Origin of the sequence: Streptomyces sp. NPDC015346 (genome assembly GCF_043078785.1) — a bacterium.
Taxonomy (GTDB): Bacteria; Actinomycetota; Actinomycetes; order Streptomycetales; family Streptomycetaceae; genus Streptomyces.
The window spans coordinates 267551-288568 of record NZ_JBIBTW010000001.1; the positions used below are offsets into that span (position 1 = coordinate 267551).

Sequence of the window (21018 nt, forward strand, 5' to 3'; positions counted from 1 at the left end):
TCAGTCCCGGCGGCTCCGGTTGCCCGGCCGGTTGGCCACCCAGGCGCGGATCGTGTCCGCGTACCAGTAGGGCTTGCCCGACTCGACGTGGTCGGGCGCCGGAAGGAGACCGTGCTTCCGGTAGGAGCGGACCGTGTCCGGCTGCACCTTGATGTGGGCGGCAATGTCCTTGTACGACCAGAGCCTTCTGTCCGTCATGTGGGGCACCTCCCTGCGCGCCTCGCAGCGGCGGCGGGGGTGCCGTTCGGGGGAGCTGCGGGGACGAGCGCTGGCGATCACTGAGCCTGTGCCCGTTGAACGACGCTCAGTGACGACAGGAGAGCGGCTGTCGATCGGCTGTGACAGAAAGCCCGCGTAATGGAGACATGTGTGACGACAGGGGGACGGATGTGACGTAAGTGACGCACGATCCCCCCGGTGTGACAGTACGTCGAGACGCCTAGGCCCCGCAGGAGCGGAGGAAGCGGCGGGTGCGGACCGCGATCGGGTACGGCCGGTCCGGGGCGCACGGGTACATGTCCTGCTCGACGATGGCGAACAGCTCCACACCCAAGGCCTGAGCCGCCGCCAGGACCGGTTCCAGGGCGGGGACACCGGAGGGCGGTTCGCACATCACGCCCCGTGCGACGGCGGGACCGAACGGCACCTCGTCGGCGACGACCCCGGCCAGGATCTCGGGGTCGACCTGCTTGAGGTGGAGATAGCCGATCCGCTCGCCGTAGGTCTCGATCAGCTTGACGCTGTCGCCGCCGCAGTAGGCGTAGTGCCCGGTGTCCAGGCAGAGGGAGACCAGCTCCGGATCGGTGGCGTCCAGGAAGCGGGCGACGTTCTCCTCGCTGTCGACATGTGTGTCCGCGTGCGGGTGGACGACGATCCGCAGCCCGTAGCGCTCGCGCACCTCACGGCCCAGGCGCTCGGTCAGACCGGTGAGATCGCGCCACTGTTCGGCGGTGAGGGTGCGGTCCTCCAGGACCGCGCCGGTCTTGTCGTCCCGCCAGAAGGAGGGGATGACGACCAGGTGCTCCGCCCCCATGGCCTGGGCCAGGGCGGCGTTGTCGGCGACATGGGCCCAGGTCTTCTCCCACACCGCCGGGCCGTGGTGCAGCCCGGTGAAGACGGTCCCGGCGGAGACCTTCAGGCCGCGCCGGCCGGTCTCCTCGGCCAGGACGGCCGGATCGGTGGGCAGATAGCCGTACGGTCCGAGCTCGATCCACTCGTAGCCGGCCCCGGCGACCTCGTCGAGGAAGCGCTGCCAGGGGACCTGCCGGGGATCGTCGGCGAACCAGACTCCCCAGGAGTCCGGGGCGGAGCCGATACGGATACGGGACAGAGGCGACGGCTTCGTCATGCGGCCACCTTGGCCGGGCCCGGATCGACGCGTCAAGACGCTCGTCCGAATGTAAGGACATAGCGTTGACAGGGTTCGGGACGGACGGATAGACCTGGGTCCGGGGCCGACGCGAGCCGGGCGAGAGGTGACGTGCATGGAGACGGAGCCGGGGACGGAGCCGTACGACCTGATCACGATGGGGCGCATCGGCGTGGATCTGTACCCGCTCCAGGTCGGGGTGGCCCTGCCCCGGGTCGAGAGCTTCGGGAAGTTCCTGGGCGGTTCCCCCTCGAACGTGGCCGTGGCGGCGGCGCGGCTCGGCCGCCGTACGGCCGTCGTCACCCGCACCGGCGCCGACCCCTTCGGCGCCTATCTGCACCAGGAGCTGCGGGCGTTCGGCGTCGACGACCGGTGGGTCTCCGCCGTCGAGGAGTACCCGACCCCCGTCACCTTCTGCGAGATCTTCCCGCCCGACGACTTCCCCCTCTACTTCTACCGGCAGCCCCGCGCCCCCGACCTGGAGATCCATCCGCACGAGCTGGACCTGGCGGCGATCCGCGCGGCGCGCGCGTTCTGGGTGACGGGGACGGGGCTGAGCGCCGAGCCCAGCCGGACGTCGACGCTCGGGGCGCTGCGGGAGCGCGGCCGCGAGGGCCTCACCGTCCTCGACCTGGACTGGCGCCCCATGCTCTGGGCCGACCCCGGCGAGGCCCCTCCGCTCTACCGGGCCGCCCTGGCCCACGCCACGGTCGCCGTCGGCAACCTCGACGAGTGCGAGATCGCCACCGGCGAGCGGGAGCCGTACGCCGCCGCCCGCGCGCTGCTCGCCGGCGGGGTCCGGCTCGCGGTCGTCAAACAGGGCCCCAAGGGTGTGCTCGCGTTGAGCGCCGACGGCGAGAGCGCGGAGGCGGAGCCGCTGCCCGTGGAGGTGGTCAACGGCCTCGGCGCCGGCGACGCGTTCGGCGGGGCGCTGTGCCACGGGCTGCTCGCCGGGTGGGACCTGGACCGTACGATCCGCGCCGCGAACGCCGCCGGTGCCATCGTCGCCGGCCGCCTCGCCTGCTCGCCCGCGATGCCGTACGCGGACGAGATCGACCTGGCCCTCGCCCAAGGCACCGGCTCGATCCCGGAGCGCACCCCATGACCGACGACGACACGACCCACGACGACACGACCCACGACGACACGACCCACGACGACACGCCCCACGACGACACGACCGACGTCACCGACGACTTCGTCCCCGACGAGGACCTGGCGGCGGCGGGCTCCTCCTCCCCGGATACCGGGGACACCGGGGCCGCGCGGCCGCCGGAAGCCGCGCCGCCCCCCGTCCCGTACACCCGAGCCGCGGCGCCTCGACCGCACCTGCGGTCCGGCGCCCAGGCCGGGCCACGGCACCCCCGCCGCACGAAGCCCACCGACAGCCCCATCCCCACCGACATCCCCATCGACGTCGAACGGCTCGTACGGATTCGCGCGCACCACCCCGAGGCCGTCGCCGAAGCCGCCGCGAGGCGACGGACCCGGCCGCTGTTCCGGGAGCGCGACCGGCTCCTGATCATCGCCGCCGACCATCCCGCCCGCGGGGCGCTCGGGGTCGGCGACCGGCCGTACGCCATGGCCAACCGCGCCGACCTGCTCGGCCGGCTCTGCCTGGCGCTGTCCCGGCCCGGCGTCGACGGAGTCCTCGCCTCCGCCGACATCCTCGACGACCTGCTCCTCCTCGGCGCCCTCGACGACCGCCTCGCCGTCGGCTCCCTGAACCGCGGCGGACTCGCCGGGGCCGCGTTCGAGCTCGACGACCGCTTCACCGGCCACCGCCCCCAGGACCTCGCCCGGCTCGGCTTCGACGCCGGCAAACTCCTGCTGCGGATCGACCCCGACGACCCCGGCTCCCTCGCCACCCTCCACTCCGCCGCCCGCGCCGTCGACGAGATGGCGGGCCTGCGGCTGCCCCTCTTCGTCGAGCCCTTCCACTGCCGCCGCGACGCCGAAGGCCATCTCCACAACGACCTCTCCGCCGAAGCCGTCATCACCTCCCTCGCCGTCGCCTCCGGTCTCGGCGGCACCTCCGCCTACACCTGGCTCAAGGTCCCGGTCACGGAGCACCCCGACGACATGGCCCGCGTCCTGGCGACCACCACACTGCCCGCCGTCCTCCTCGGCGGAGACCCGGGCACCGGCCCGGCCGCGCAGGACCTGGCGTACGAGAAATGGCGCGGCGCGCTGCGCCTGCCCACCGTCCGGGGCCTGGTCGTCGGACGCTCCCTGCTCTATCCGCCCGACGGGGATGTGGCCGGAGCCGTCGATACGGCGGCGGGTCTGCTGTAAGAAGGGGTAAGTCACCGACCATGAACTCCCTGCACCTGCCCGTTGGGACCGCCTCCCACGGGCCGTACGCCCTCCATGTCGACCCCGACCGGGCCGCCTTGAGGCACTCGGCCCTGCGCGTCCTCGAACTCCGCCCGGGCGACACCCACATCCTGGACTCCGGGGACACCGAATGGATCGTGCTTCCGCTCACCGGCGGCTGTACGGTTCAGATCGACGGCGAAGCGATTTCGTTCCAACTCCTGGGCCGCGAGAGCGCGTTCGGCGGAGTGACCGACTTCGCGTACGTGCCCCGCGACGCCCGGGCCCAGATCGCCTCCGGTGCGGGAGGCCGCTTCGCTTTGGCAGGAGCGAAGTGCGAGCGACGACTCCCCGCTCGCTACGGCCCCGCGCCGGAGGTACCCGTCGAGGCCCGCGGCAGCGGCGACCAGGCCCGGCAGGTGCGCAACTTCGCCGCCGCCGACGTCTTCGACTGCGACCGGCTGATCGCCGTCGAGGTGATCACCCCCGGCGGCAACTGGTCCTCCTACCCGCCCCACAAGCACGACGAGCACCGCCCGGGCGTGGAGTCGGAACTGGAGGAGATCTACTACTACGAGATCCAGGACGCCGGCCTCGGCTACCAGCGGATCTCGCCCTCCCGCCCCGGCGGCGCCGATCTCCTCGCGGAGGTCCGCACCGGTGACGCCGTCCTCGTGCCCGACGGCTGGCACGGTCCCTCGATCGCCCAGCCGGGCCACGCCATGTACTACCTGAACGTGATGGCGGGGCCAGGACCGGAGCGCGAGTGGAAGATCTGCTTCCACCCCGACCACACGGAGGTCTACCGATGACCCGGCTGACGGTCGCCCAGGCGCTGGTGCGGTTCCTCGCCGCCCAGTACACCGAACGCGACGGAGCCCGCCGCCGGTTGATCGGCGCGACCTGGGGCATCTTCGGCCACGGCAACGTCGCCGGGATCGGCCAGGCGCTCGTCGAGTACGCCGACGAGATGCCGTACCACCAGGGGCGCAACGAACAGGCCATGGTCCACGCGGCCGTCGGTTACGCGCGCCAGTCGAACCGGCTCTCCGCGCACGCCGTCACCACCTCCATCGGCCCGGGCGCGACCAATCTGGTCACCGGCGCCGCCCTCGCCACGATCAACCACCTGCCCGTGCTGCTCCTGCCCGGCGACACCTTCGCGACCCGGCCCGCCGACCCGGTGCTCCAGCAGCTGGAGGTTCCGTACGCGGGTGAGGTGTCCGTCAACGACTGCCTGCGGCCGGTCTCCCGGTACTTCGACCGGATCACCCGCCCCGAGGCGCTGATCCCCGCCGCGCTCGCGGCGATGCGGGTCCTCACCGACCCCGTCGAGACCGGGGCGGTCACGCTCGCCCTGCCGCAGGACACGCAGGCGCAGGCGTACGAATGGCCGGACGAGTTCTTCCGCGAGCGGGTCTGGCGGGTGCGCAGGCCGCGGCCCGACACGGCCGAACTGGACGCGGCGGTACGGGCGGTGAGGGCCGCCGCCCGCCCGCTGATCGTCGCGGGCGGCGGGGTGAGGTACAGCGGCGCCGAGGACGCGCTCCGCACGCTCGCCGAGCGGGCCCGTATCCCCGTCGCGTCCACGCAGGCCGGCAAGGGAGTCCTGCCGTACGACCACTCCTGCGACGTCGGAGGCATCGGCCACACGGGCACGGCCACCGCCGACGCGCTCGCCGCCACCAGCGATCTCGTGATCGGCGTCGGCACCCGCTACACCGACTTCACCACCGCCTCCGGCACCCTCTTCCCCGAGGGCGTCCGGTTCGTGAACCTGAACATCGCCGGTTTCGACGCCCACAAACTGGGCGCGCTGCCGCTCGTCGCCGACGCCCGGGAGGGCCTCACCGCGCTGACGGAGGCGCTCGACGGGTACGCCGCCGACGGATACGGCGCGGAACGCGGCTTCTCCTGGTCGCGGTCCAAGGCCGACTGGCAGGAGCGGACCGACGCCGCCTACGCCGCGCCCGACGAGGACGCCCGCCCCACCCAGCCCCAGGTGCTCGGCGTACTCGACACTCTGGTCGACGCGAGCGACATCCTGATCAACGCGGCCGGATCGCTCCCCGGCGACCTCCACAAGCTCTGGCGGACCCGGTCCTCGGACCAGTACCACGTCGAGTACGGCTACTCCTGCATGGGATACGAGATCCCGGCCGCGATCGGGGTCGCGCTCGCCGCGCCGGGGCGGCCGGTCTGGGCGCTCGTCGGCGACGGTACGTATCTGATGAACCCCACCGAAATCGTCACCGCCGTCCAGGAGGGGCTGCCGATCAAGGTGGTGATCCTGCAGAACCACGGGTACGCCTCCATCGGAGGGCTCTCCGAGACGGTCGGCGGTGAGCGGTACGGCACCGCCTACCGCCACCGCGCCCCCGACGGCACCTTCACCGGAGCGCCGCTCCCCGTCGACCTGGCCGCCAACGCGGCCTCCCTCGGGATGCGGGTCCTGACCGCCCGTACCGTACGTGACCTGCGAGAAGCCCTCGCGGACGCCCGCTCGTCGACCGTTCCCACATGTGTCTACGTGGAGACCGAAACGGCAGACACAGTGTCGGGCGCGCCCCCGGCCCAGGCGTGGTGGGATGTGCCCGTGGCCGAGACCTCGACCCGCTCGTCGGCGGTCAAGGCCCGGGAGGAGTACGACCGGCACGTCACCGCCCGACGCCGCCACCTGTAACAGCCAGAAGGAGCATGTCGTCATGACGAAGACCGTCAACCACTGGATCGGTGGCAAGACCGTCGAGGGCACGTCGGGCAACTGGGGCCCGGTCACCGACCCGGCCACCGGTGCCGTGACCACGCGGGTGGCCCTCGCCTCGGTGGAGGAGGTCGACGCGGCCGTCGCCGCCGCGAAGACCGCGTACGAGACGTGGGGCACGGCGTCGCTGGCGCAGCGCACCACGATCCTGTTCAAGTTCCGCGCGCTGCTCGACGCCAACCGCGACGCGATCGCCGAACTGATCACCGCCGAGCACGGCAAGGTCCACTCGGACGCGCTGGGCGAGGTCGCCCGCGGTCTGGAGATCGTCGACCTGGCCTGCGGCATCACCACCCAGCTGAAGGGCGAGCTGTCCACCCAGGTGTCGAACCGGGTGGACGTGGCCGCGATCCGCCAGCCGGTCGGCGTCGTCGCCGGCATCACGCCGTTCAACTTCCCGGCCATGGTGCCGATGTGGATGTTCCCGATCGCCATCGCGTGCGGCAACACCTTCATTCTCAAGCCGAGCGAGAAGGACCCCTCCGCCTCGCTGAAGATCGCCGAGCTGCTCGCCGAGGCCGGGCTGCCGGACGGCGTCTTCAACGTCCTGCACGGTGACAAGGTGGCCGTCGACCGGCTCCTGGAGCACCCCGACGTCTCGGCGATCTCCTTCGTCGGCTCGACCCCGATCGCCCGCCACATCCACGCCACCGCCTCCGCCAACGGCAAGCGTGTCCAGGCGCTCGGCGGGGCCAAGAACCACATGCTGGTGCTGCCGGACGCGGACCTGGACGCGGCGGCGGACGCGGCGGTCTCGGCGGCGTACGGCTCGGCCGGCGAGCGCTGCATGGCGATCTCGGCGGTCGTCGCGGTCGGCTCCATCGCGGACGAGCTGGTGGAGAAGATCCGCGAGCGCGCCGAGAAGATCAAGATCGGCCCCGGCGACGACCCGACCTCCGAGATGGGCCCGCTGATCACGGCCGCCCACCGCGACAAGGTCGCCTCGTACGTGAAGGGCGCGGCGGCCGAGGGCTGCGAGGTCGTCCTCGACGGCACGGACTACACGGTCGACGGCTACGAGAACGGCCACTGGATCGGCCTCTCCCTCCTGGACCGGGTGCCGACCTCGGCGAAGGCGTACCAGGACGAGATCTTCGGCCCGGTCCTGTGCGTGCTGCGCACGGAGACGTACGACGAGGGTGTCGCCCTCATCAACGCCTCGCCGTTCGGCAACGGCACCGCGATCTTCACCCGCGACGGCGGCGCGGCCCGCCGCTTCCAGATGGAGATCGAGGCGGGCATGGTCGGCGTGAACGTGCCGATCCCGGTCCCGGTCGGCTACCACTCCTTCGGCGGCTGGAAGGACTCGCTCTTCGGCGACCACCACATCTACGGCAACGACGGCGTCCACTTCTACACCCGCGGCAAGGTCGTCACCACCCGCTGGCCGGACCCGTCGGACTCCCCGGCGGGCGTGGACCTGGGCTTCCCCCGCAACCACTGACGCAGCCCCGCATGCGGTTGACCCCCGGCCACCCTCACCGGCCGGGGGTTCATGCTGCGCGGCGGGTGCAAGGGGGCAAGGGTGCAAGGGTGCAAGGCCGTCGTGAGCGCCTGTCGGTCAGGGTGCCGCGTCGGTGGTGTCGAGCAGTACGCATTGATCGAAGTTCATGCAGCCGCATTCCAAGCAGTCCGCGACCGCCTGCCGCAGGGCCTGGGTCTGTGCGATGTGTCGGTCGAGTTCGGGCAACTTGCGCGTGGCCATGTCCCGCCACTGGCGGGTGGCGGACGGTGTGGTGGCGCCGGCCAGCAGGTGCGTGATCTCGGTGAGGGTGAACCCGGCTCGCTGCGCCATCTTGATCAAGGCGACCCGGCGGACGGTGGTCGCGGGCCACATGCGGCGTCCGCCTTCGCGGCGCGCGCCGGGCAGGAGACCGCGCTCCTCCCAGTAGCGCAGCGCTGAAGCGCGCACGCGGGCTTGGTCCGCGATCTCACCGATGGGCAGATATCGCATGCCCGCCCCTCTCCCCGATCCGTCCTTGACTTCAAGCGTGCTTGAAGGACGACTGTGGTCCGCATGTTCTCAGCAGCACCGGGGCGCCGGCTGCCCGGCCCCTACCGCTCTCTGTTCGCCGACCGCACCTTTCGGCGGCTGATGCCCGTCTTCGCGTTGTCCGACCTGGGCGACGGCATGACCGTCGTCGCCGTCGTGTGGCTCGCGCTCGCTCTGGGGCCCGAGGGCGGCCAAGGCGCGCTGGCCGGCATCGCTGTCGCCGCCTACGTCCTGCCCGGCGCCCTGGGCGCACTGGTCCTGGGCCGATGGATGCGGAGGCTTCCCGCGCAGCGGCTCCTGGTCACCGACTCCACGCTACGGGCCGTGCTCCTGGGCGCGGTACCGCTCGCGCACGTGGCGGGAGTGCTCACACCGGCCGTGTACGTCGGTCTCCTGAGTGCCTCCTCACTGCTCCACGCCTGGGGCAAGGCCGGCAAGCATGCCCTGTTCGCTCCTCTGCTTCCCGACGACCAGCGTCTGGCGGCCAACAGTGTGCTCAGCACCAGTCTGTGGAGCGCGATGATCGCGGGCCCGGCTCTCGCGGGCCTGCTCGTGGGAGTGGTGTCCCCGGTATGGATCATCGGCTTGGACGCTGCCACGTTCGCCGTGCTCGCCTTCCAGGCCGGCCGCATCACCCTGCCCCGGTCACCGGAGTCCGGGGCGGTGGCCGGCGGCACACGGCAGGGGCTGAGCATTCTGCGGCGTCAGCCGGAACTCCTCGGCCTGCTCGTCGTCACCTGGGTGTTCAACCTCGCCTTCGGCCCCGTCGAAGTCGCCCTTCCCCTGTTCGTCTCCGAGAACCTTGATGCCGACGCGGCGCTGCTCGGTGCCTATTGGGCCGCCTTCGGGATCGGAGCCGTCATCGGCGCTCTCGCGTTGGGCGCGGCCCGACAGCTTCCCCTGTGGCCGGCCATGCTCGGCATCATCGCGGGTCACGGCATCGGGATGCTCCCCTTCGCCATCACGCACACAGCCCTCCCGTCCCTGATCGGCTTCGCCTTCGCCGGACTCGTCTACGGCCCCTACTCCGCACTGTCCTTCACCCTGATCCAGGACCGCGCGCCCGCCGAGTCGCTCACCACGGTTCTGGCCGCACGGAGCGCCGTACTCCTGACGGCCTCGCCCCTTGGAGCGGCGCTCGGAGGCTTCCTCCTCGACCGGACCAGCGCCCCCGCCATCCTCGTCGGCTGCGGTGCACTGATGATCCTCATCGTCCCCGCCGGCACCGTCGCATCGAAGCTCTACGCGCGCTCCCCCGCGACCGTGGGGGACCACCGAGCCGCCCCGTAAAAAAGTGGCCCACAGCGGGCCGGCGACGCAGGCTGGGGGCATGTCTGTTTCCGGGGGCTTGGAGGCGGGGGCGGATGACGTGGGTCAAGCCGTCGTTCCTGTGGATGATGTACCGCTGCGGGTGGGGGCTGAAGGAGGGGCAGCAGACGGTTCTCGCGGTCGAGATCAGCCGTGAGGGCTTCGAATGGGCGCTGCGGAACGCCTGCCTCTCGCACTACGTGCGCGGCTTCCATGCCGACCAGGCCGCCTGGAAGCGGGAGTTGCGGCAGGCGCCGGCGCGGGTGCAGTGGGATCCCGAGCGGGATCTGCGGCTCGGTGCGCTGCCGTACCGGTCGCTTCAGCTCGGGCTCGCGGGGGAGGCGTCCCGGCGGTACGCGGACGAGTGGATCGTCGGGATCAGGGACGTCACTCCGCTCGCGCATGAGGTCCATGGGCTCGTACGGCAGGGGCGGATCGAGGAGGCGCGGGCGAAGCTGCCCGAGGAGCGGGCGTACCCGGCTGGTGCGGGGCTCCTCGGGCAGCTGGTGGCCTGACGGGGCTAGAAGATCGAGTACAGGAGCTTGTTCGGGGAGCCCGTCCTCGGGTCCTGGACCTTGCCGTTCGTGGCGTTGTTCACCAGGGCGTCGCGGACCTGCGCCGGGGTCGCCGTCGGGTTCGCCGACAGGTAGAGCGCGGCCACGCCCGCCGTGTGCGGGGCCGCCATCGACGTGCCCGAGATGGTCTTCGTCGCCGTGTCGTTGTCCTTCCACGCCGAGGTGATGGAGACGCCCGGGGCGAAGAGGTCCACGCACGTGCCGTAGTTGGAGAACGACGCCCGCTTGTCGGCCGAGTCGGTCGCGCCGACCGTGATCGCCGCCGGGACGCGTGCCGGGGAGTAGTTGCACGCGTTCGCGGGCCAGCCCAGGATGTTGCCGTTGCCCGCCGCGACCGCGTAGCTGACGCCGGACGCGATGGAGCGCTTCACCGCGTCGTCCAGCGAGGTGTTCGCGCCGCCGCCCAGGCTCATGTTGGCCACGGCCGGCTTGGCCGCGTTGGCCGTCACCCAGTCCACGCCGGCGATGACCCCGGCGGTGGTACCGGACCCGGTGCAGTTCAGGACCCGTACCGCCACCAGCTTCGCGGCCTTGGCGACGCCGTACTTCGCGCCGCCGACCGTGCCCGCCACATGCGTGCCGTGGCCCTGGCAGTCCTGGCCGTTCTGGCCGTCGCCGACCGTGTCCGTGCCGACCGTGGCCCGGCCGCCGAAGTCGCTGTGGGAGGTGCGGATGCCGGTGTCGATGATGTAAGCGGTGACGTTGGAGGCCGTCCTGTTGTACGTGTACGTCGTCGACAGCGGCAGGTCCCGCTGGTCGACCCGGTCCAGGCCCCAGGTCGCGCCGGGCTGGGTCTCGGCGACGCGGACGGTCGCGTTCTGCTCGACGTACGCCACCCGGGGGTCGGCGGCCAGCGAGGCGGCCTTCGCCTGGGACATCGTGGCCGAGAAGCCCTTGAGCGCCGTGCGGTACACGTGTCCGGGGGTGACACCGAGGTCGGTGGCGTGCGTCGAGCCGTCCTTGAGGACGACGATCCAGCTGTTCGCGATGGCGAGCGAGTCGGGGGCGAGCCGGAGGTCACCGACGGGGGCGCCCTGGGCGGTGGGGGAGACGGCGAACTGCAGGCCGGCGGCGAGCGCGAGGATGGGGACGAGCGCTCCGACGCGGCGGGATATTCGGGTCATGTGGTGGGGCACCTGAACCTTTCGTTGTCCGGGTTACCGGCAAGTACGAGTGCGTGGTGCGCCAAAGGGTCCCGCGTTGACATGTGACGTACAAGAGGCCGTCAGGTCCCCTCACCGGTCCTTCACGTCGAACTCCCACGTCAGCATGGTGAACACACCCTCGTCGCGCGCTCCCGCCGACCGGTACGTCGCGAGGGCCGGCCCGTTGTCCGTGTCCACCCCGACCCACACGTCGTAGCATCCGCGCGCCCGCGCCTCGGCCATCAGAGCCTCGGTCAACGCCCGCCCGACGCCCCGCCGTCGGTACGCCTCGTCCACCGACAGCTCGTACAGGCACATCTCCACGCCCTTGTCGGGGTGGAGCATCTCGATCCCGGAGACCAGACCCGCGGGGAAGCCGTCCTCCGCGTACGCGATCAGCATCAGATGGCCCGGCGCCGCCAGAAACCTCTCCGCCCACGCGGCCCGCGGCGGGTTGTCGTAGAGACGCTCCGCCGCCAGCAACTCCGCCACCGTCGTCGCCCGCCTGATCTCCATCCCGGTCCCTCCGGTTCGGGACGCATGTACCGCGTCTGGTGTACGGGAACGTACCGCGTACGCCTGCGGGAGGTGCGGGACCTCCGTCCCTGGGCAGCCGTGGTCCACAGCTCGGGCGCCTAGGCTCGGGAGCATGCCATTCCGACTTCCCCGGTGGGCCGCGGTCACCGCCGCCCTCGCCGTGCTCGCGGGCGCCGGCACCTGGACCGCCGTCGCCACGGACGAACCGCCGCCCGTGCACCGCGCGGACCAGGTGCTCGACATGCCCGGGGCGCGGATCGACACCTCCTACTTCACCGACGGCGGCGGCGGCCGCCGGCCCGCCGTCCTCCTCGGGCACGGCTTCGGCGGCTCCAAGGACGACGTCCGGGCCCAGGCCGAGAGACTCGCCCGCGACGGATACGCCGTGCTGACCTGGTCCGCGCGCGGATTCGGCGCCTCCACCGGGCAGATCGGACTCAACGACCCCGACCACGAGGGGAAGGACGTACAGAAGCTGATCGACTGGCTCGCGAAGCGCCCCGAGGTCCAGCTCGACAAGGACGGCGACCCGCGCGTCGGCGTCACCGGGGCCTCCTACGGCGGCGCCGCCGCCCTGCTCGCCGCCGGTCACGACAGCCGCGTCGACGCGATCGCCCCGCAGATCACCTACTGGAACCTCGCCGACGCGCTGTTCCCCGAAGGCGTCTTCAAGAAGCTCTGGGCCGGCATCTTCTTCTCCGCAGGCGTCCCCGCAGGCGCCCCCGCAGGCGCCCCCGCAGGCATCGAGCCGGGGAAGGCCGACGGGTGCGGGCGCTTCACCGCCGAACTCTGCACCCTCTACCAGCGCGTCGCCGTCACCGGAAAGCCCGACGCCGCCGCCCGTACCCTCCTCGAAGCCCGCAGCCCCTCCGCCGTCGGCGACCGCGTCAAGGTCCCGACCCTCATCGTGCAGGGGCAGACCGACTCCCTCTTCCCGCTCGCGCACGCCGACGCCATGGCGCGGACCATCGGCGCCGGCGGCGCGCCCGTCGCCGTCGACTGGATCGCGGGCGGCCACGACGGCGGCAACCGGGAGACCGACCGGGTCGAGGCACGTATCGGCGACTGGTTCGACCGCCACCTCAAGCGGGACGAGGGCGTCGACACCGGGCCCGCGTTCCGGGTCAGCCGCGCCGGGGGAGTGGACTCCACCGACGGGCAGGCGCAGCTGCGCGGCGCGAGCGCCGACCGCTACCCCGGCCTCGCCGGCGAGGACCGGCGCACCCTCGCCCTTGGCCCCGCCCGCCCCCAGTCCTTCGCCAACCCCGCCGGGGCCAACCCGCCCGCCATCTCCGCCGTCCCCGGCGTCGGCGGCGGACTCTCCCAGCTCTCCTCCCTCGGCGTCGGCCTCTCCCTCGACTTCCCCGGCCAGTACGCCGCGTTCGAGGCCGCGCCGCAGGCCGAACCGCTCCGGATCACCGGCTCGCCGACCGTCCGCGTCAAGGTGACCTCCGACAGCCCCGACGGCTCCGCCGTCCTCTTCGCCAAGGTGTACGACGTCGGGCCCGACGGACGGCAGCAGGTGCTGCCCGCCCAGCTCGTCGCCCCCGTCCGGATCGAGGGCGCCAAGGCCGGGAAGTCCGTCGAACTGACCCTGCCCGCGATCGACCACGAGGTCGAGGCCGGACACCGGCTACGGCTCGTGCTCTCCGCCACCGACCTCGGTTACGCCTCCCCGGTGGCACCCGCCGCCTACACCGTCGCCGTCGAGAGCGGACTCGCCGTGCCGACCGCGCCCGCCGTCACCACCCAGGCCGCCGCCATGCCCTGGTGGGTGTGGGGACTGCCCCTCACGGGCGCCCTCGTCGCCGCCGCGCTGCTGCTCACGGCGCGCCGCCGGGCCGCCGCGCCCGCCCCGGACCCGGCACTCGCCGCCGTACCCTTGCAGATCACCGGACTGACGAAGAAGTACGCCGCGTCCTCGGACCGATATGCCGTACGGGACCTCTCCTTCCGGGTCGAACAGGGCCAGGTCCTCGGTCTGCTCGGACCCAACGGGGCCGGGAAGACCACCACCCTGCGCATGCTCATGGGCCTGATCACCCCCGACGGCGGGGAGATCCGGGTCTTCGGGCAGGCCGTCCGTCCCGGCGCCCCGGTCCTCTCCCGGGTCGGCGCCTTCGTCGAGGGCGCGGGCTTCCTGCCGCACCTCTCCGGGCGGGACAACCTGGAGCTGTACTGGAAGGCCACCGGCCGCCCGGCCGAGGACGCCCACATCGAGGAAGCGCTCGCGATCGCCGGCCTCGGCGACGCGCTCGCCCGCGCGGTCCGGACGTACTCCCAGGGCATGCGGCAGCGGCTCGCCATCGCCCAGGCCATGCTCGGCCTCCCGGACCTGCTCATCCTCGACGAACCGACCAACGGCCTCGACCCGCCACAGATCCGCGAGATGCGGGACGTGATGATCCGGTACGCCGCCGGGGGCCGGACCGTCATCGTCTCCAGCCACCTCCTCTCGGAGGTCGAACAGTCCTGCACCCACCTCGTCGTCATGGACCGCGGACAGCTGGTCCAGGCCGGACCGGTCGCCGAGATCACGGGCGCGGGCGACGCCCTGCTGGTCACGCTCGGGGAGAGCGTCCCCGACCCGCTCGTCGAGAAGATCGGCGCACTGCCGGGGATCGGCTCGGCGCAGCGGACCGAGGGCGGACTCCTGGTCCGCCTCGACGGCGCCGACGCGACCGCTCTCATCGGCGAACTCGTCCGCCTGGACGTACCCGTGACCGGTGTGGGCCCGCACCGGCGCCTGGAGGACGCGTTCCTCACCCTGATCGGAGGAGGATCCGCATGAGCGCGACCGCGGAACTGAGGGACAGCGCCCCCGGCTACCGGGCACGGCACACCCTGCCGCTGCGCGTCGAGGCGCTGCGGCAGCTCAAGCGGCGCCGCACCCTGGTCATGGGCGCGGTGCTCGCGGCGCTGCCCTTCGTCCTGATCGTCGCCTTCGCCATCGGTGGCGGCCCGGACGGCGACCGAAACGGCCGGATCACGTTGATGGACACGGCGACCGCGTCGGCGGCGAACTTCGCCGCGACCTGTCTCTTCGTCTCGGCCGGGTTCCTCCTCGTGGTGCCGGTGGCTCTCTTCTGCGGGGACACCGTGGCCTCCGAGGCGAGCTGGTCCTCGCTGCGCTATCTGCTTGCCGCGCCCGTGCCCCGGGCCCGGCTGCTGTGGTCCAAGCTGGCCGTGGCGCTCGGCTTCAGCGCGGCCGCCATGGTGCTGCTGCCGCTGGTGGCGCTCGCGGCGGGCGCGGTCGCCTACGGCTGGGGGCCGCTGAAACTGCCCACCGGCGGAGCCCTGCCCGCCGCCGAGACCGTGCCCCGGCTCGCGCTCGCCGTCGCCTTCATCTTCGTCTCCCAACTGGTCACCGCCGGACTGGCCTTCTGGCTCTCCACCCGGACCGACGCCCCGCTGGGCGCCGTCGGAGGGGCGGTCGGCCTGACGATCATCGGCAACGTCCTGGACGCCGTCACGGCGCTCGGCTCCTGGCGCGACTTCCTGCCCGCGCACTGGCAGTTCGCCTGGGCGGACGCCCTCCAGCCGCAGCTGGAGTGGGGCGGGATGGCCAGGGGCGCGGCGGTCTCGGTGACGTACGCGCTGATCCTGTTCGCGCTCGCCTTCCGGGGCTTCGCCCGCAAGGACATCGTTTCGTAGCGCCCGTGCACCGGTGGCCCGTGGCGCATGCCTTGGTGGCCACGTGGTCCGTGGTCCGTGGTCCGTGGTTCGTGGTTCGTGGTCCCGTAGCCCGGTGGCCCGGCGTCCCGGTGGCCCGTGGCAGTGCCCGGCCTCACAGCCAGCCCCTTCGAGCCGCTTCCGCACCCGCGCGGAAGCGGCTCGTCGTGCCGAGGGCGTGCATCAGCTCGCCGACCCGCCGGCTGTAGGTGCGGCTCGACATGCCGAGACGGGCGGCGGCGGTCTCGTCCGTCAGCCCGGCGAGGAGCGCTTCGAGCACGGGCCGCAGCTGCGCGGGGAGTTCACGCGGCGGCGGGGCGGCGGCGCCGGTCAGCTCCTCGGCCGCGTCCCAGCTCGTGTGGTGCGCCCGGACCAGGGCCTGGACGACGACCTGGTCGCGGATGAGCAACAGCCCGTTGTAGAGCAGCTCCAGATCGAGCGGGACCGCCGCCACCATGCGGTCGACGAGGATCATCTTGAACGGGATCGACTCCGCGAGGCGGGCCCGGCCCGGCTCGCGGACCGCGTCCGCCACGTGAGGGAGGGCGTGGCGCGGCACGATCCGTCTGACCTCCGGGGCCCTTTCCACCGCGGCCCGCATACACGCTTCCGCCAGCTCCAGGAACGGCTCGGGGATCGCCCGGCCCGCGGAGGCGGCCGGATCGTCGAAGGTCAGCAACTCATGCCGGGTCGAGGCCGCGAGCCCGGCCAGCGCCGCGCTGATACGGCGCGTGCCACGCACCGGCCGCCCAGGCGGTCGCTGCGCCTCGGCCACGGCGCGGTTCATCGCCGATCGGGCGAGCATCACGGAGCCCGCAGTCTCTGCCACCGCTGACCACCCCCGCCCGATCGGTGTGCCACTCCATGTACGCACGTGACTCCACACGGTGACAACCCCTGTTGAGAAGGATGGCGAGTCCATGCCACGCGGGTCGCGTGTGCCGGAATGGGGGATCGATCCGTACAGCGGTTGATCCACAACCCGTGCGCGCACGGCCCACGGCCCGCCATCATGAGCCCATGGCCACCCTGCTGCTCGCGCTCGCCGTCGGTTCCACCGGTCTCTACGCCGGCTTCATGCTGATCTTCCTGACCGGGATCATGCCCGCGCTCGCCCGGCTCGACGACGCCGCGTTCGTGGACGCGATGCGGCGGATCAACGAGTACGTGCCCAGGGCGTTGTTCCTCGTGGTGTTCCTGGGGGTCGTGGCCTTCCCCCTCGCCGCGTACTTCGTGCCGGTCGAGGGGCGCGGCGACACCCAGAAGTGGCTGGTTCTGGCCGGTCTCGTCTGCGCGGTCCTCAACCACCTGGTCACCGTGGGCGGCAACATTCCGCTCAACAACGCGCTGGCCGCCTCGGAGGCCACGGGGGAGCCCCCGGCCGCCGTCCGGGCGGCCTTCGAGAATCGGTGGAACGGCTTCCACCTGGTCCGTACGGTGCTGATCACCGCCGCCTTCGGGCTGCTGATCGCCGCCACCCTGACGTGAGCTGAACTGACGTCACCGACTTGAAGAGAGCTATACGGCGGGCAGGTCCGCCACGCTCGTGATCGAGGTGAAGAGGATCTCCGCGTCCTGCCGGCCCGTGACCCGGATCAGCCGCTCGGCGCTGCCGGGGTAGCCGACGGCCGACTCCATCTCGATCCAGCAGGGGCTGTCGAACTCGGCGTACCGGTGGAAGGTCGCGTCCATCGCCACCGGCAGGACCGCCCGGCCCTCCGGTGCGAGGGTGTGCACGGCCTGGCGGGCCGCCTCCAGCAGGACCATCCCCGGTATGTGGTCGCCGGGGTGGTCGAAGAGGATCGGGTGGCGGGTGTCGACCCGCAGCCGCCAGCGGTCGTCCCGCTCGGTGGGGGTGAGCACCACGTCGAAGTCGTCGCGCCGCCCGACGCGGCCCGGCACCACGGGTGCGGTGGGCGGTGCCGGGGCGGCCGGAGGCTCGGCGAGGCGGTCGGCGCGCAGCCTGCGGTAGACCTCGGGGCTGGTGCAGGTGTACCGGGCGTCACCGGAGGCGACCGCCCGGCCGTTCTCGCTGAGCACGACCTCGTAGCGCAGCCCCGCCAGCCGGCCGGCGCGGCGGCGGATGTCGGAGCAGGTGACGTCGAGGCGCAGCTCGGCCGGCGCGTCGCCGACGGGCAACCGCGCGGGGAGTACGCGGTAGTTGAGCTCCCACATGAGGAACTGATGGCCCAAGGGCACGTCGAAGCCGGCGTGGGCGAGCAGCGCCCCCACCTGGCGGATCGTTTCGGCGGTCAGCATCGGGTCGTAGTGCGTTCCGCCGACCGGGCCGAAGAAGGAGTGGCCCCGCGGCCACTGGGCGTTGAGCGTGAAGTGAGCCTCGTCCGTACGGGACCAGTCGGCGGCCAGGAAGACCTCGGCGAGCGCGGCCCGGTGGACGTACTCACGCGGAGCCGTCGTGGTGAGCCGGACGCGGGCATCGGTGGCCGCGATGTCGGTCGGAGCGGGCGTCTGCAGCATGAGATCCCTCGATTAGGGGCCTGCTAAGGAGATTCGGGCGGCGGGGCAGGGCGGAAATTACGAACCCGTGGGTTGGTTTCGCAAGTCGCTCCGTACGGTTCTGTCAGGTCGGCAGGGGGCGGGGTGGCGCCCGATCGGTCGCGCGTCTCGGTCAACCACGCCTGTCAGAACGGAAGATGTCCGACTCGTGAGACCCCAGGGTTCACGACGGGGGTGGCTTCGGGTATCTTCCAGCTGCCGGAAATCTGTACCTCCAGGTTTGTTTCTCGGGCACCCGAGACGCCGGTTCGGGCGGACGCGTCACCCTTCACGCGATTCGACCCGATGTGCCCCGGCTCGCCGACCGGCTGCCCCTTGGAGACTCCGTGGAACACCTGCGCCAGATATCCCTCGCCGCCGTCAACATCGACGGCGTGCTGCTGAACGACACGTTCAGTCCGGCGATCCACCGGTTCATCACCAGCCGGGGTGGGCGTTACGACGCCGAGGTGGAGCGGGCGATCTTCTCCCAGCCCCAGCTCGTCGCGGCCAAGGCCCTCGGCGCCGCCGCCGGACTCGACGGAAGTCCCGACGCTGTGCTGGCCGCCTACTTCGAAGAGCGTGAAGCCCAGCTGGCCGAGCACCCGTTGCGGCTGCTTGACGGTGCCGCCGAACTGCTGCACCGGCTGCGCGGGCTCGGGCTCACGACGGTCTGCTACGGCGGCCTCGACAAGCGCCACTTCGACCGGCACCTGGGGGAGCTGGCCCACCTCTTCGACGGCCCGGGCTACGTCTGCACCAACGACTTCCGCCCCGGTCTGCACGAGATCACCACGGAGGTTTTCGGACTCCGTCACGACCAGGCCCTGTTCATCGACGACGTCGCACGCGTCGCCGAAGCCGCCAAGGAGCTCGGCGTCCCCTTCATCGGCCACCCGAGCGACTTCGCGCACGGCTTCCAGGGCGAGCTGATGCGACGAGCGGGCGTCCGCCACCTGGTGACGTCGCTCGACGAGATCGACGAGCCCCTGCTGCGCACCCTCGACGCCGAGGCCGCGGCCGGCCGCGTCTGGAACGGCTGAGACCACGAAGAGCCAGCCGAGCCGGCCGAGCCCGATGAGACCGACGAGTCCGGCCAGACCGACGAGTCCGGCCAGTCCGACGACATCGACGCCTCACGATCAGGTGTCATCCATCCGACCGCCTAGGGAGACGACCGTCCCATGAATGCCGACCACCGCCTGCTGACCGACAAGGTCGCCCTGATCACCGGCGCCAGCAGCGGAATCGGGGCGGCGGCCGCCCGGGTCTTCGCCCGCGAAGGCGCCCGGGTGGTTCTCACCGCCCGCCGCGAGGACAAGCTGAAGGCCCTGGTGGCCGACCTGCGGGAGCAGGGCGCGCAGGCCGAGTACGTGGTGGCGGACATGACCCGCCGCGCGGACACCGCCGCAGCCGTGGCGCATGCCGTGGAGTCGTACGGACGGCTCGACCTGGCGTTCAACAACGCCGGGTGGGGCGCGGGCCGCGAGCCCCTGCACGAGATGGACGACGAGCTCTACGACCGCATCATGGACGTCAACGTCCGCGGTGTCTGGAACTGCCTGCGCGACGAGATCGCCGCGATGCTGCCGACCGGCGGCGGCGCCATCGTCAACACCAGCAGCGTCGGCGGGCTGATCGCCACTCCGGTCGCCGCCCCGTACGTCGCCGCCAAGCACGCCGTCATCGGACTGACCAGGGCCGCCGCCGCCGAGTACGCGGCCCGGGGCATCCGCGTCAACGCCGTGGCGCCGGGCACCACCAGGACCGAGGTGGTGACCGAGTGGTTCGCCGCCGTGCCCGGGATGGAGGAGGCGCTGCACGCCGCCACGCCTCAGCCGCGCACCGCCGAGCCCGAGGAGATCGCCGAGGCCGCGGCCTGGCTCTGCAGTGACCGAGCGTCGTTCGTCACCGGTGCGATCATGCCGGTGGACGGCGGCTTCACGATGGTGTGAACCGGATGACGCCCGGCCGAACGGCCTGCGTGCGATGTCTTGTGTGCACTGCACGTATCCGTCCATACTTGCTGTTTTCGACCGTGAAGTGCGAGCGAGCACGGAGCGAGCGCGAGAGCCCCGTGGGGCATCGGGCTATGAGAGGGACGTGACCCCCAATGGCGAAGCAGGATCGCGCGATTCGGACGCGCCAGGCGATCTTGGAAGCGGCCGCGACCGTCTTCGACGAGCGTGGTTACGAGGCCGCGAAACTCACCGACATCCTCCAGCTGGCCCAAGTCACCAAGGGCGCGCTCTACTTCCACTTCGACTCCAAGGAGGACCTCGCGCACGCGGTGATCGACGCGCAGGTCTCGACCGCCCCGACGCCGATGCCCCAGATCTCCAAGATGCAGGAGTTCGTGGACATCGGCATGGTGTTCGCGCACCGGCTGACCCACGACGGGCTGCTGCGCGGCAGCGTGCGGCTCACCCTGGACCAGGGCGGCCACGAGCTCAACCGCAGCGGCCCCTACCGGGAGTGGACCGAACTCAACCTGCGGGTGCTCAACGAGGCGAAGGAGTGCGGCGAACTGCTGCCGCACGCCAACCCGCAGGAGGTGGCCCCGCTCGTCGTCGGCGCCTACGCCGGCCTGAACCTGATGACCCAGGCGCTCGGCAACAACCGGTCCGAGATGGACCGGTGGGCCTCGGCGCTCTACCGCCACGTCCTGCCCAGCATCGCCGTGCCCGCCGTGCTCGCGATGCTCGACATGGAGCCCGGACGGGGCGCCAGGGCTCTGGAGGCGGCGGAGGCGGCCGCCGGCTGACAGGGGCCCGTCGAAAGTCTCTCCCCGGGCCGACATGGAGCTCAAAACCAAACCTGCGGGACGGTTTTATGTGGAGGGC

20 protein-coding genes are annotated in these 21018 nt (G+C 72.0%); 13 read left to right on the forward strand and 7 right to left on the reverse strand.

Features of this window, described 5'->3' with window-relative positions; genetic code table 11:
* Entirely contained in the window at window positions 1–198 is a 198-nt protein-coding gene (locus tag ACF06X_RS01245; protein WP_351658649.1) for a MarR family transcriptional regulator, read from the reverse strand.
* Window positions 199–439: 241 nt separating this feature from the next.
* Window positions 440–1348, reverse strand: coding sequence for a sugar phosphate isomerase/epimerase family protein (locus tag ACF06X_RS01250; protein WP_392285094.1), 909 nt, complete (start codon window positions 1346–1348; stop codon window positions 440–442).
* 136 nt (window positions 1349–1484) lie between these two features.
* On the opposite strand from ACF06X_RS01250, the gene iolC reads away from it, so the two are divergent.
* The 5 genes from iolC to mmsA all read left to right on the forward strand — a co-directional run bounded on the left by iolC (window position 1485) and on the right by mmsA (window position 7893).
* Entirely contained in the window at window positions 1485–2474 is a 990-nt protein-coding gene (gene iolC / locus ACF06X_RS01255) for a 5-dehydro-2-deoxygluconokinase (protein WP_392285095.1), read from the forward strand.
* 299 nt (window positions 2475–2773) lie between these two features.
* Entirely contained in the window at window positions 2774–3664 is an 891-nt protein-coding gene (locus ACF06X_RS01260; RefSeq protein WP_392285929.1) for a deoxyribose-phosphate aldolase, read from the forward strand.
* Between the two features lie 20 nt (window positions 3665–3684).
* The gene (iolB, locus tag ACF06X_RS01265) at window positions 3685–4497 is read left to right on the forward strand and encodes a 5-deoxy-glucuronate isomerase (protein WP_392285096.1); all 813 of its coding nucleotides are present in this window, start codon (window positions 3685–3687) and stop codon (window positions 4495–4497) included.
* Entirely contained in the window at window positions 4494–6368 is a 1875-nt protein-coding gene (gene iolD / locus ACF06X_RS01270) for a 3D-(3,5/4)-trihydroxycyclohexane-1,2-dione acylhydrolase (decyclizing) (protein ID WP_392285097.1), read from the forward strand. Before iolB ends, iolD begins: the two co-directional genes overlap by 4 nt.
* A gap of 22 nt (window positions 6369–6390) precedes the next feature.
* Window positions 6391–7893, forward strand: coding sequence for a CoA-acylating methylmalonate-semialdehyde dehydrogenase (mmsA, locus tag ACF06X_RS01275; RefSeq protein WP_392285098.1), 1503 nt, complete (start codon window positions 6391–6393; stop codon window positions 7891–7893).
* Between the two features lie 117 nt (window positions 7894–8010).
* Here the strand turns inward: mmsA and ACF06X_RS01280 are convergent, their stop codons facing one another.
* Window positions 8011–8403 carry a MerR family transcriptional regulator gene (locus ACF06X_RS01280; protein ID WP_392285099.1) on the reverse strand — a complete coding sequence of 131 codons (393 nt, stop codon included), beginning with the start codon at window positions 8401–8403 and terminating at the stop codon, window positions 8011–8013.
* A 63-nt stretch (window positions 8404–8466) separates the two neighbouring features.
* Between ACF06X_RS01280 and ACF06X_RS01285 the strand changes: the two genes are divergently transcribed.
* Together ACF06X_RS01285 and ACF06X_RS01290 are read left to right on the forward strand one after the other, a co-directional pair.
* Window positions 8467–9732, forward strand: coding sequence for an MFS transporter (locus tag ACF06X_RS01285; protein ID WP_392285100.1), 1266 nt, complete (start codon window positions 8467–8469; stop codon window positions 9730–9732).
* Complete coding sequence (locus ACF06X_RS01290; RefSeq protein WP_392285930.1) at window positions 9630–10265, forward strand: DUF4291 domain-containing protein; 636 nt, start codon at window positions 9630–9632, stop codon at window positions 10263–10265. The genes ACF06X_RS01285 and ACF06X_RS01290 overlap by 103 nt, the downstream gene beginning before the upstream one ends.
* Window positions 10266–10270: 5 nt before the next feature.
* On the opposite strand, the gene ACF06X_RS01295 is transcribed toward ACF06X_RS01290, so the two are convergent.
* On the reverse strand, window positions 10271–11449 hold the full coding sequence (locus tag ACF06X_RS01295) for a S8 family peptidase (RefSeq protein WP_392285101.1): 1179 nt from the start codon (window positions 11447–11449) through the stop codon (window positions 10271–10273).
* Between the two features lie 111 nt (window positions 11450–11560).
* The gene (locus ACF06X_RS01300) at window positions 11561–11986 is read right to left on the reverse strand and encodes a GNAT family N-acetyltransferase (protein WP_392285102.1); all 426 of its coding nucleotides are present in this window, start codon (window positions 11984–11986) and stop codon (window positions 11561–11563) included.
* Window positions 11987–12119: 133 nt separating this feature from the next.
* On the opposite strand from ACF06X_RS01300, the gene ACF06X_RS01305 reads away from it, so the two are divergent.
* Both ACF06X_RS01305 and ACF06X_RS01310 read left to right on the forward strand, forming a co-directional pair.
* Window positions 12120–14798, forward strand: a complete 2679-nt coding sequence (locus tag ACF06X_RS01305; protein ID WP_392285103.1) for an alpha/beta fold hydrolase — start codon at window positions 12120–12122, stop codon at window positions 14796–14798.
* Window positions 14795–15661 carry an ABC transporter permease gene (locus tag ACF06X_RS01310; RefSeq protein ID WP_392285104.1) on the forward strand — a complete coding sequence of 289 codons (867 nt, stop codon included), beginning with the start codon at window positions 14795–14797 and terminating at the stop codon, window positions 15659–15661. The genes ACF06X_RS01305 and ACF06X_RS01310 overlap by 4 nt, the downstream gene beginning before the upstream one ends.
* A 133-nt stretch (window positions 15662–15794) precedes the next feature.
* Here ACF06X_RS01310 and ACF06X_RS01315 read toward each other — a convergent pair whose 3' ends face one another.
* Window positions 15795–16508, reverse strand: a complete 714-nt coding sequence (locus ACF06X_RS01315; RefSeq protein WP_392285105.1) for a DNA-binding response regulator — start codon at window positions 16506–16508, stop codon at window positions 15795–15797.
* A gap of 191 nt (window positions 16509–16699) precedes the next feature.
* Here ACF06X_RS01315 and ACF06X_RS01320 point away from each other — a divergent pair, with 191 nt between their 5' ends.
* Window positions 16700–17167, forward strand: a complete 468-nt coding sequence (locus ACF06X_RS01320) for a DUF1772 domain-containing protein (protein WP_392285106.1) — start codon at window positions 16700–16702, stop codon at window positions 17165–17167.
* A 30-nt stretch (window positions 17168–17197) separates the two neighbouring features.
* Here ACF06X_RS01320 and ACF06X_RS01325 read toward each other — a convergent pair whose 3' ends face one another.
* The gene (locus ACF06X_RS01325) at window positions 17198–18157 is read right to left on the reverse strand and encodes a ScbA/BarX family gamma-butyrolactone biosynthesis protein (RefSeq protein WP_392285107.1); all 960 of its coding nucleotides are present in this window, start codon (window positions 18155–18157) and stop codon (window positions 17198–17200) included.
* A gap of 365 nt (window positions 18158–18522) precedes the next feature.
* Between ACF06X_RS01325 and ACF06X_RS01330 the strand changes: the two genes are divergently transcribed.
* The 3 genes from ACF06X_RS01330 to ACF06X_RS01340 all read left to right on the forward strand — a co-directional run bounded on the left by ACF06X_RS01330 (window position 18523) and on the right by ACF06X_RS01340 (window position 20939).
* The gene (locus ACF06X_RS01330; RefSeq protein WP_392285108.1) at window positions 18523–19218 is read left to right on the forward strand and encodes an HAD family phosphatase; all 696 of its coding nucleotides are present in this window, start codon (window positions 18523–18525) and stop codon (window positions 19216–19218) included.
* A 141-nt stretch (window positions 19219–19359) separates the two neighbouring features.
* The gene (locus ACF06X_RS01335; protein WP_392285109.1) at window positions 19360–20130 is read left to right on the forward strand and encodes a glucose 1-dehydrogenase; all 771 of its coding nucleotides are present in this window, start codon (window positions 19360–19362) and stop codon (window positions 20128–20130) included.
* Window positions 20131–20288: 158 nt separating this feature from the next.
* Window positions 20289–20939 (forward strand): ScbR family autoregulator-binding transcription factor, encoded by a 651-nt coding sequence (locus ACF06X_RS01340; protein WP_392285110.1) that lies wholly within the window; start codon window positions 20289–20291, stop codon window positions 20937–20939.
* The last annotated feature ends 79 nt before the right edge of the window (window positions 20940–21018 follow it).

What these genes read in the sequence shown, in the direction of transcription:
- ACF06X_RS01320 (WP_392285106.1), top strand. Translation starts at nt 16,700, where the DNA reads ATGGCCACCCTGCTGCTCGCGCTCGCCGTCGGTTCCACCGGTCTCTAC.
- ACF06X_RS01305 (WP_392285103.1), top strand. Translation starts at nt 12,120, where the DNA reads ATGCCATTCCGACTTCCCCGGTGGGCCGCGGTCACCGCCGCCCTCGCC.
- ACF06X_RS01325 (WP_392285107.1), bottom strand. Translation starts at nt 18,157, where the DNA reads ATGCTGCAGACGCCCGCTCCGACCGACATCGCGGCCACCGATGCCCGC.
- iolD (WP_392285097.1), top strand. Translation starts at nt 4,494, where the DNA reads ATGACCCGGCTGACGGTCGCCCAGGCGCTGGTGCGGTTCCTCGCCGCC.
- ACF06X_RS01245 (WP_351658649.1), bottom strand. Translation starts at nt 198, where the DNA reads ATGACGGACAGAAGGCTCTGGTCGTACAAGGACATTGCCGCCCACATC.
- ACF06X_RS01280 (WP_392285099.1), bottom strand. Translation starts at nt 8,403, where the DNA reads ATGCGATATCTGCCCATCGGTGAGATCGCGGACCAAGCCCGCGTGCGC.
- ACF06X_RS01250 (WP_392285094.1), bottom strand. Translation starts at nt 1,348, where the DNA reads ATGACGAAGCCGTCGCCTCTGTCCCGTATCCGTATCGGCTCCGCCCCG.
- ACF06X_RS01300 (WP_392285102.1), bottom strand. Translation starts at nt 11,986, where the DNA reads ATGGAGATCAGGCGGGCGACGACGGTGGCGGAGTTGCTGGCGGCGGAG.
- ACF06X_RS01340 (WP_392285110.1), top strand. Translation starts at nt 20,289, where the DNA reads ATGGCGAAGCAGGATCGCGCGATTCGGACGCGCCAGGCGATCTTGGAA.
- ACF06X_RS01335 (WP_392285109.1), top strand. Translation starts at nt 19,360, where the DNA reads ATGAATGCCGACCACCGCCTGCTGACCGACAAGGTCGCCCTGATCACC.
- mmsA (WP_392285098.1), top strand. Translation starts at nt 6,391, where the DNA reads ATGACGAAGACCGTCAACCACTGGATCGGTGGCAAGACCGTCGAGGGC.
- iolB (WP_392285096.1), top strand. Translation starts at nt 3,685, where the DNA reads ATGAACTCCCTGCACCTGCCCGTTGGGACCGCCTCCCACGGGCCGTAC.
- ACF06X_RS01310 (WP_392285104.1), top strand. Translation starts at nt 14,795, where the DNA reads ATGAGCGCGACCGCGGAACTGAGGGACAGCGCCCCCGGCTACCGGGCA.
- ACF06X_RS01285 (WP_392285100.1), top strand. Translation starts at nt 8,467, where the DNA reads ATGTTCTCAGCAGCACCGGGGCGCCGGCTGCCCGGCCCCTACCGCTCT.
- ACF06X_RS01295 (WP_392285101.1), bottom strand. Translation starts at nt 11,449, where the DNA reads ATGACCCGAATATCCCGCCGCGTCGGAGCGCTCGTCCCCATCCTCGCG.
- iolC (WP_392285095.1), top strand. Translation starts at nt 1,485, where the DNA reads ATGGAGACGGAGCCGGGGACGGAGCCGTACGACCTGATCACGATGGGG.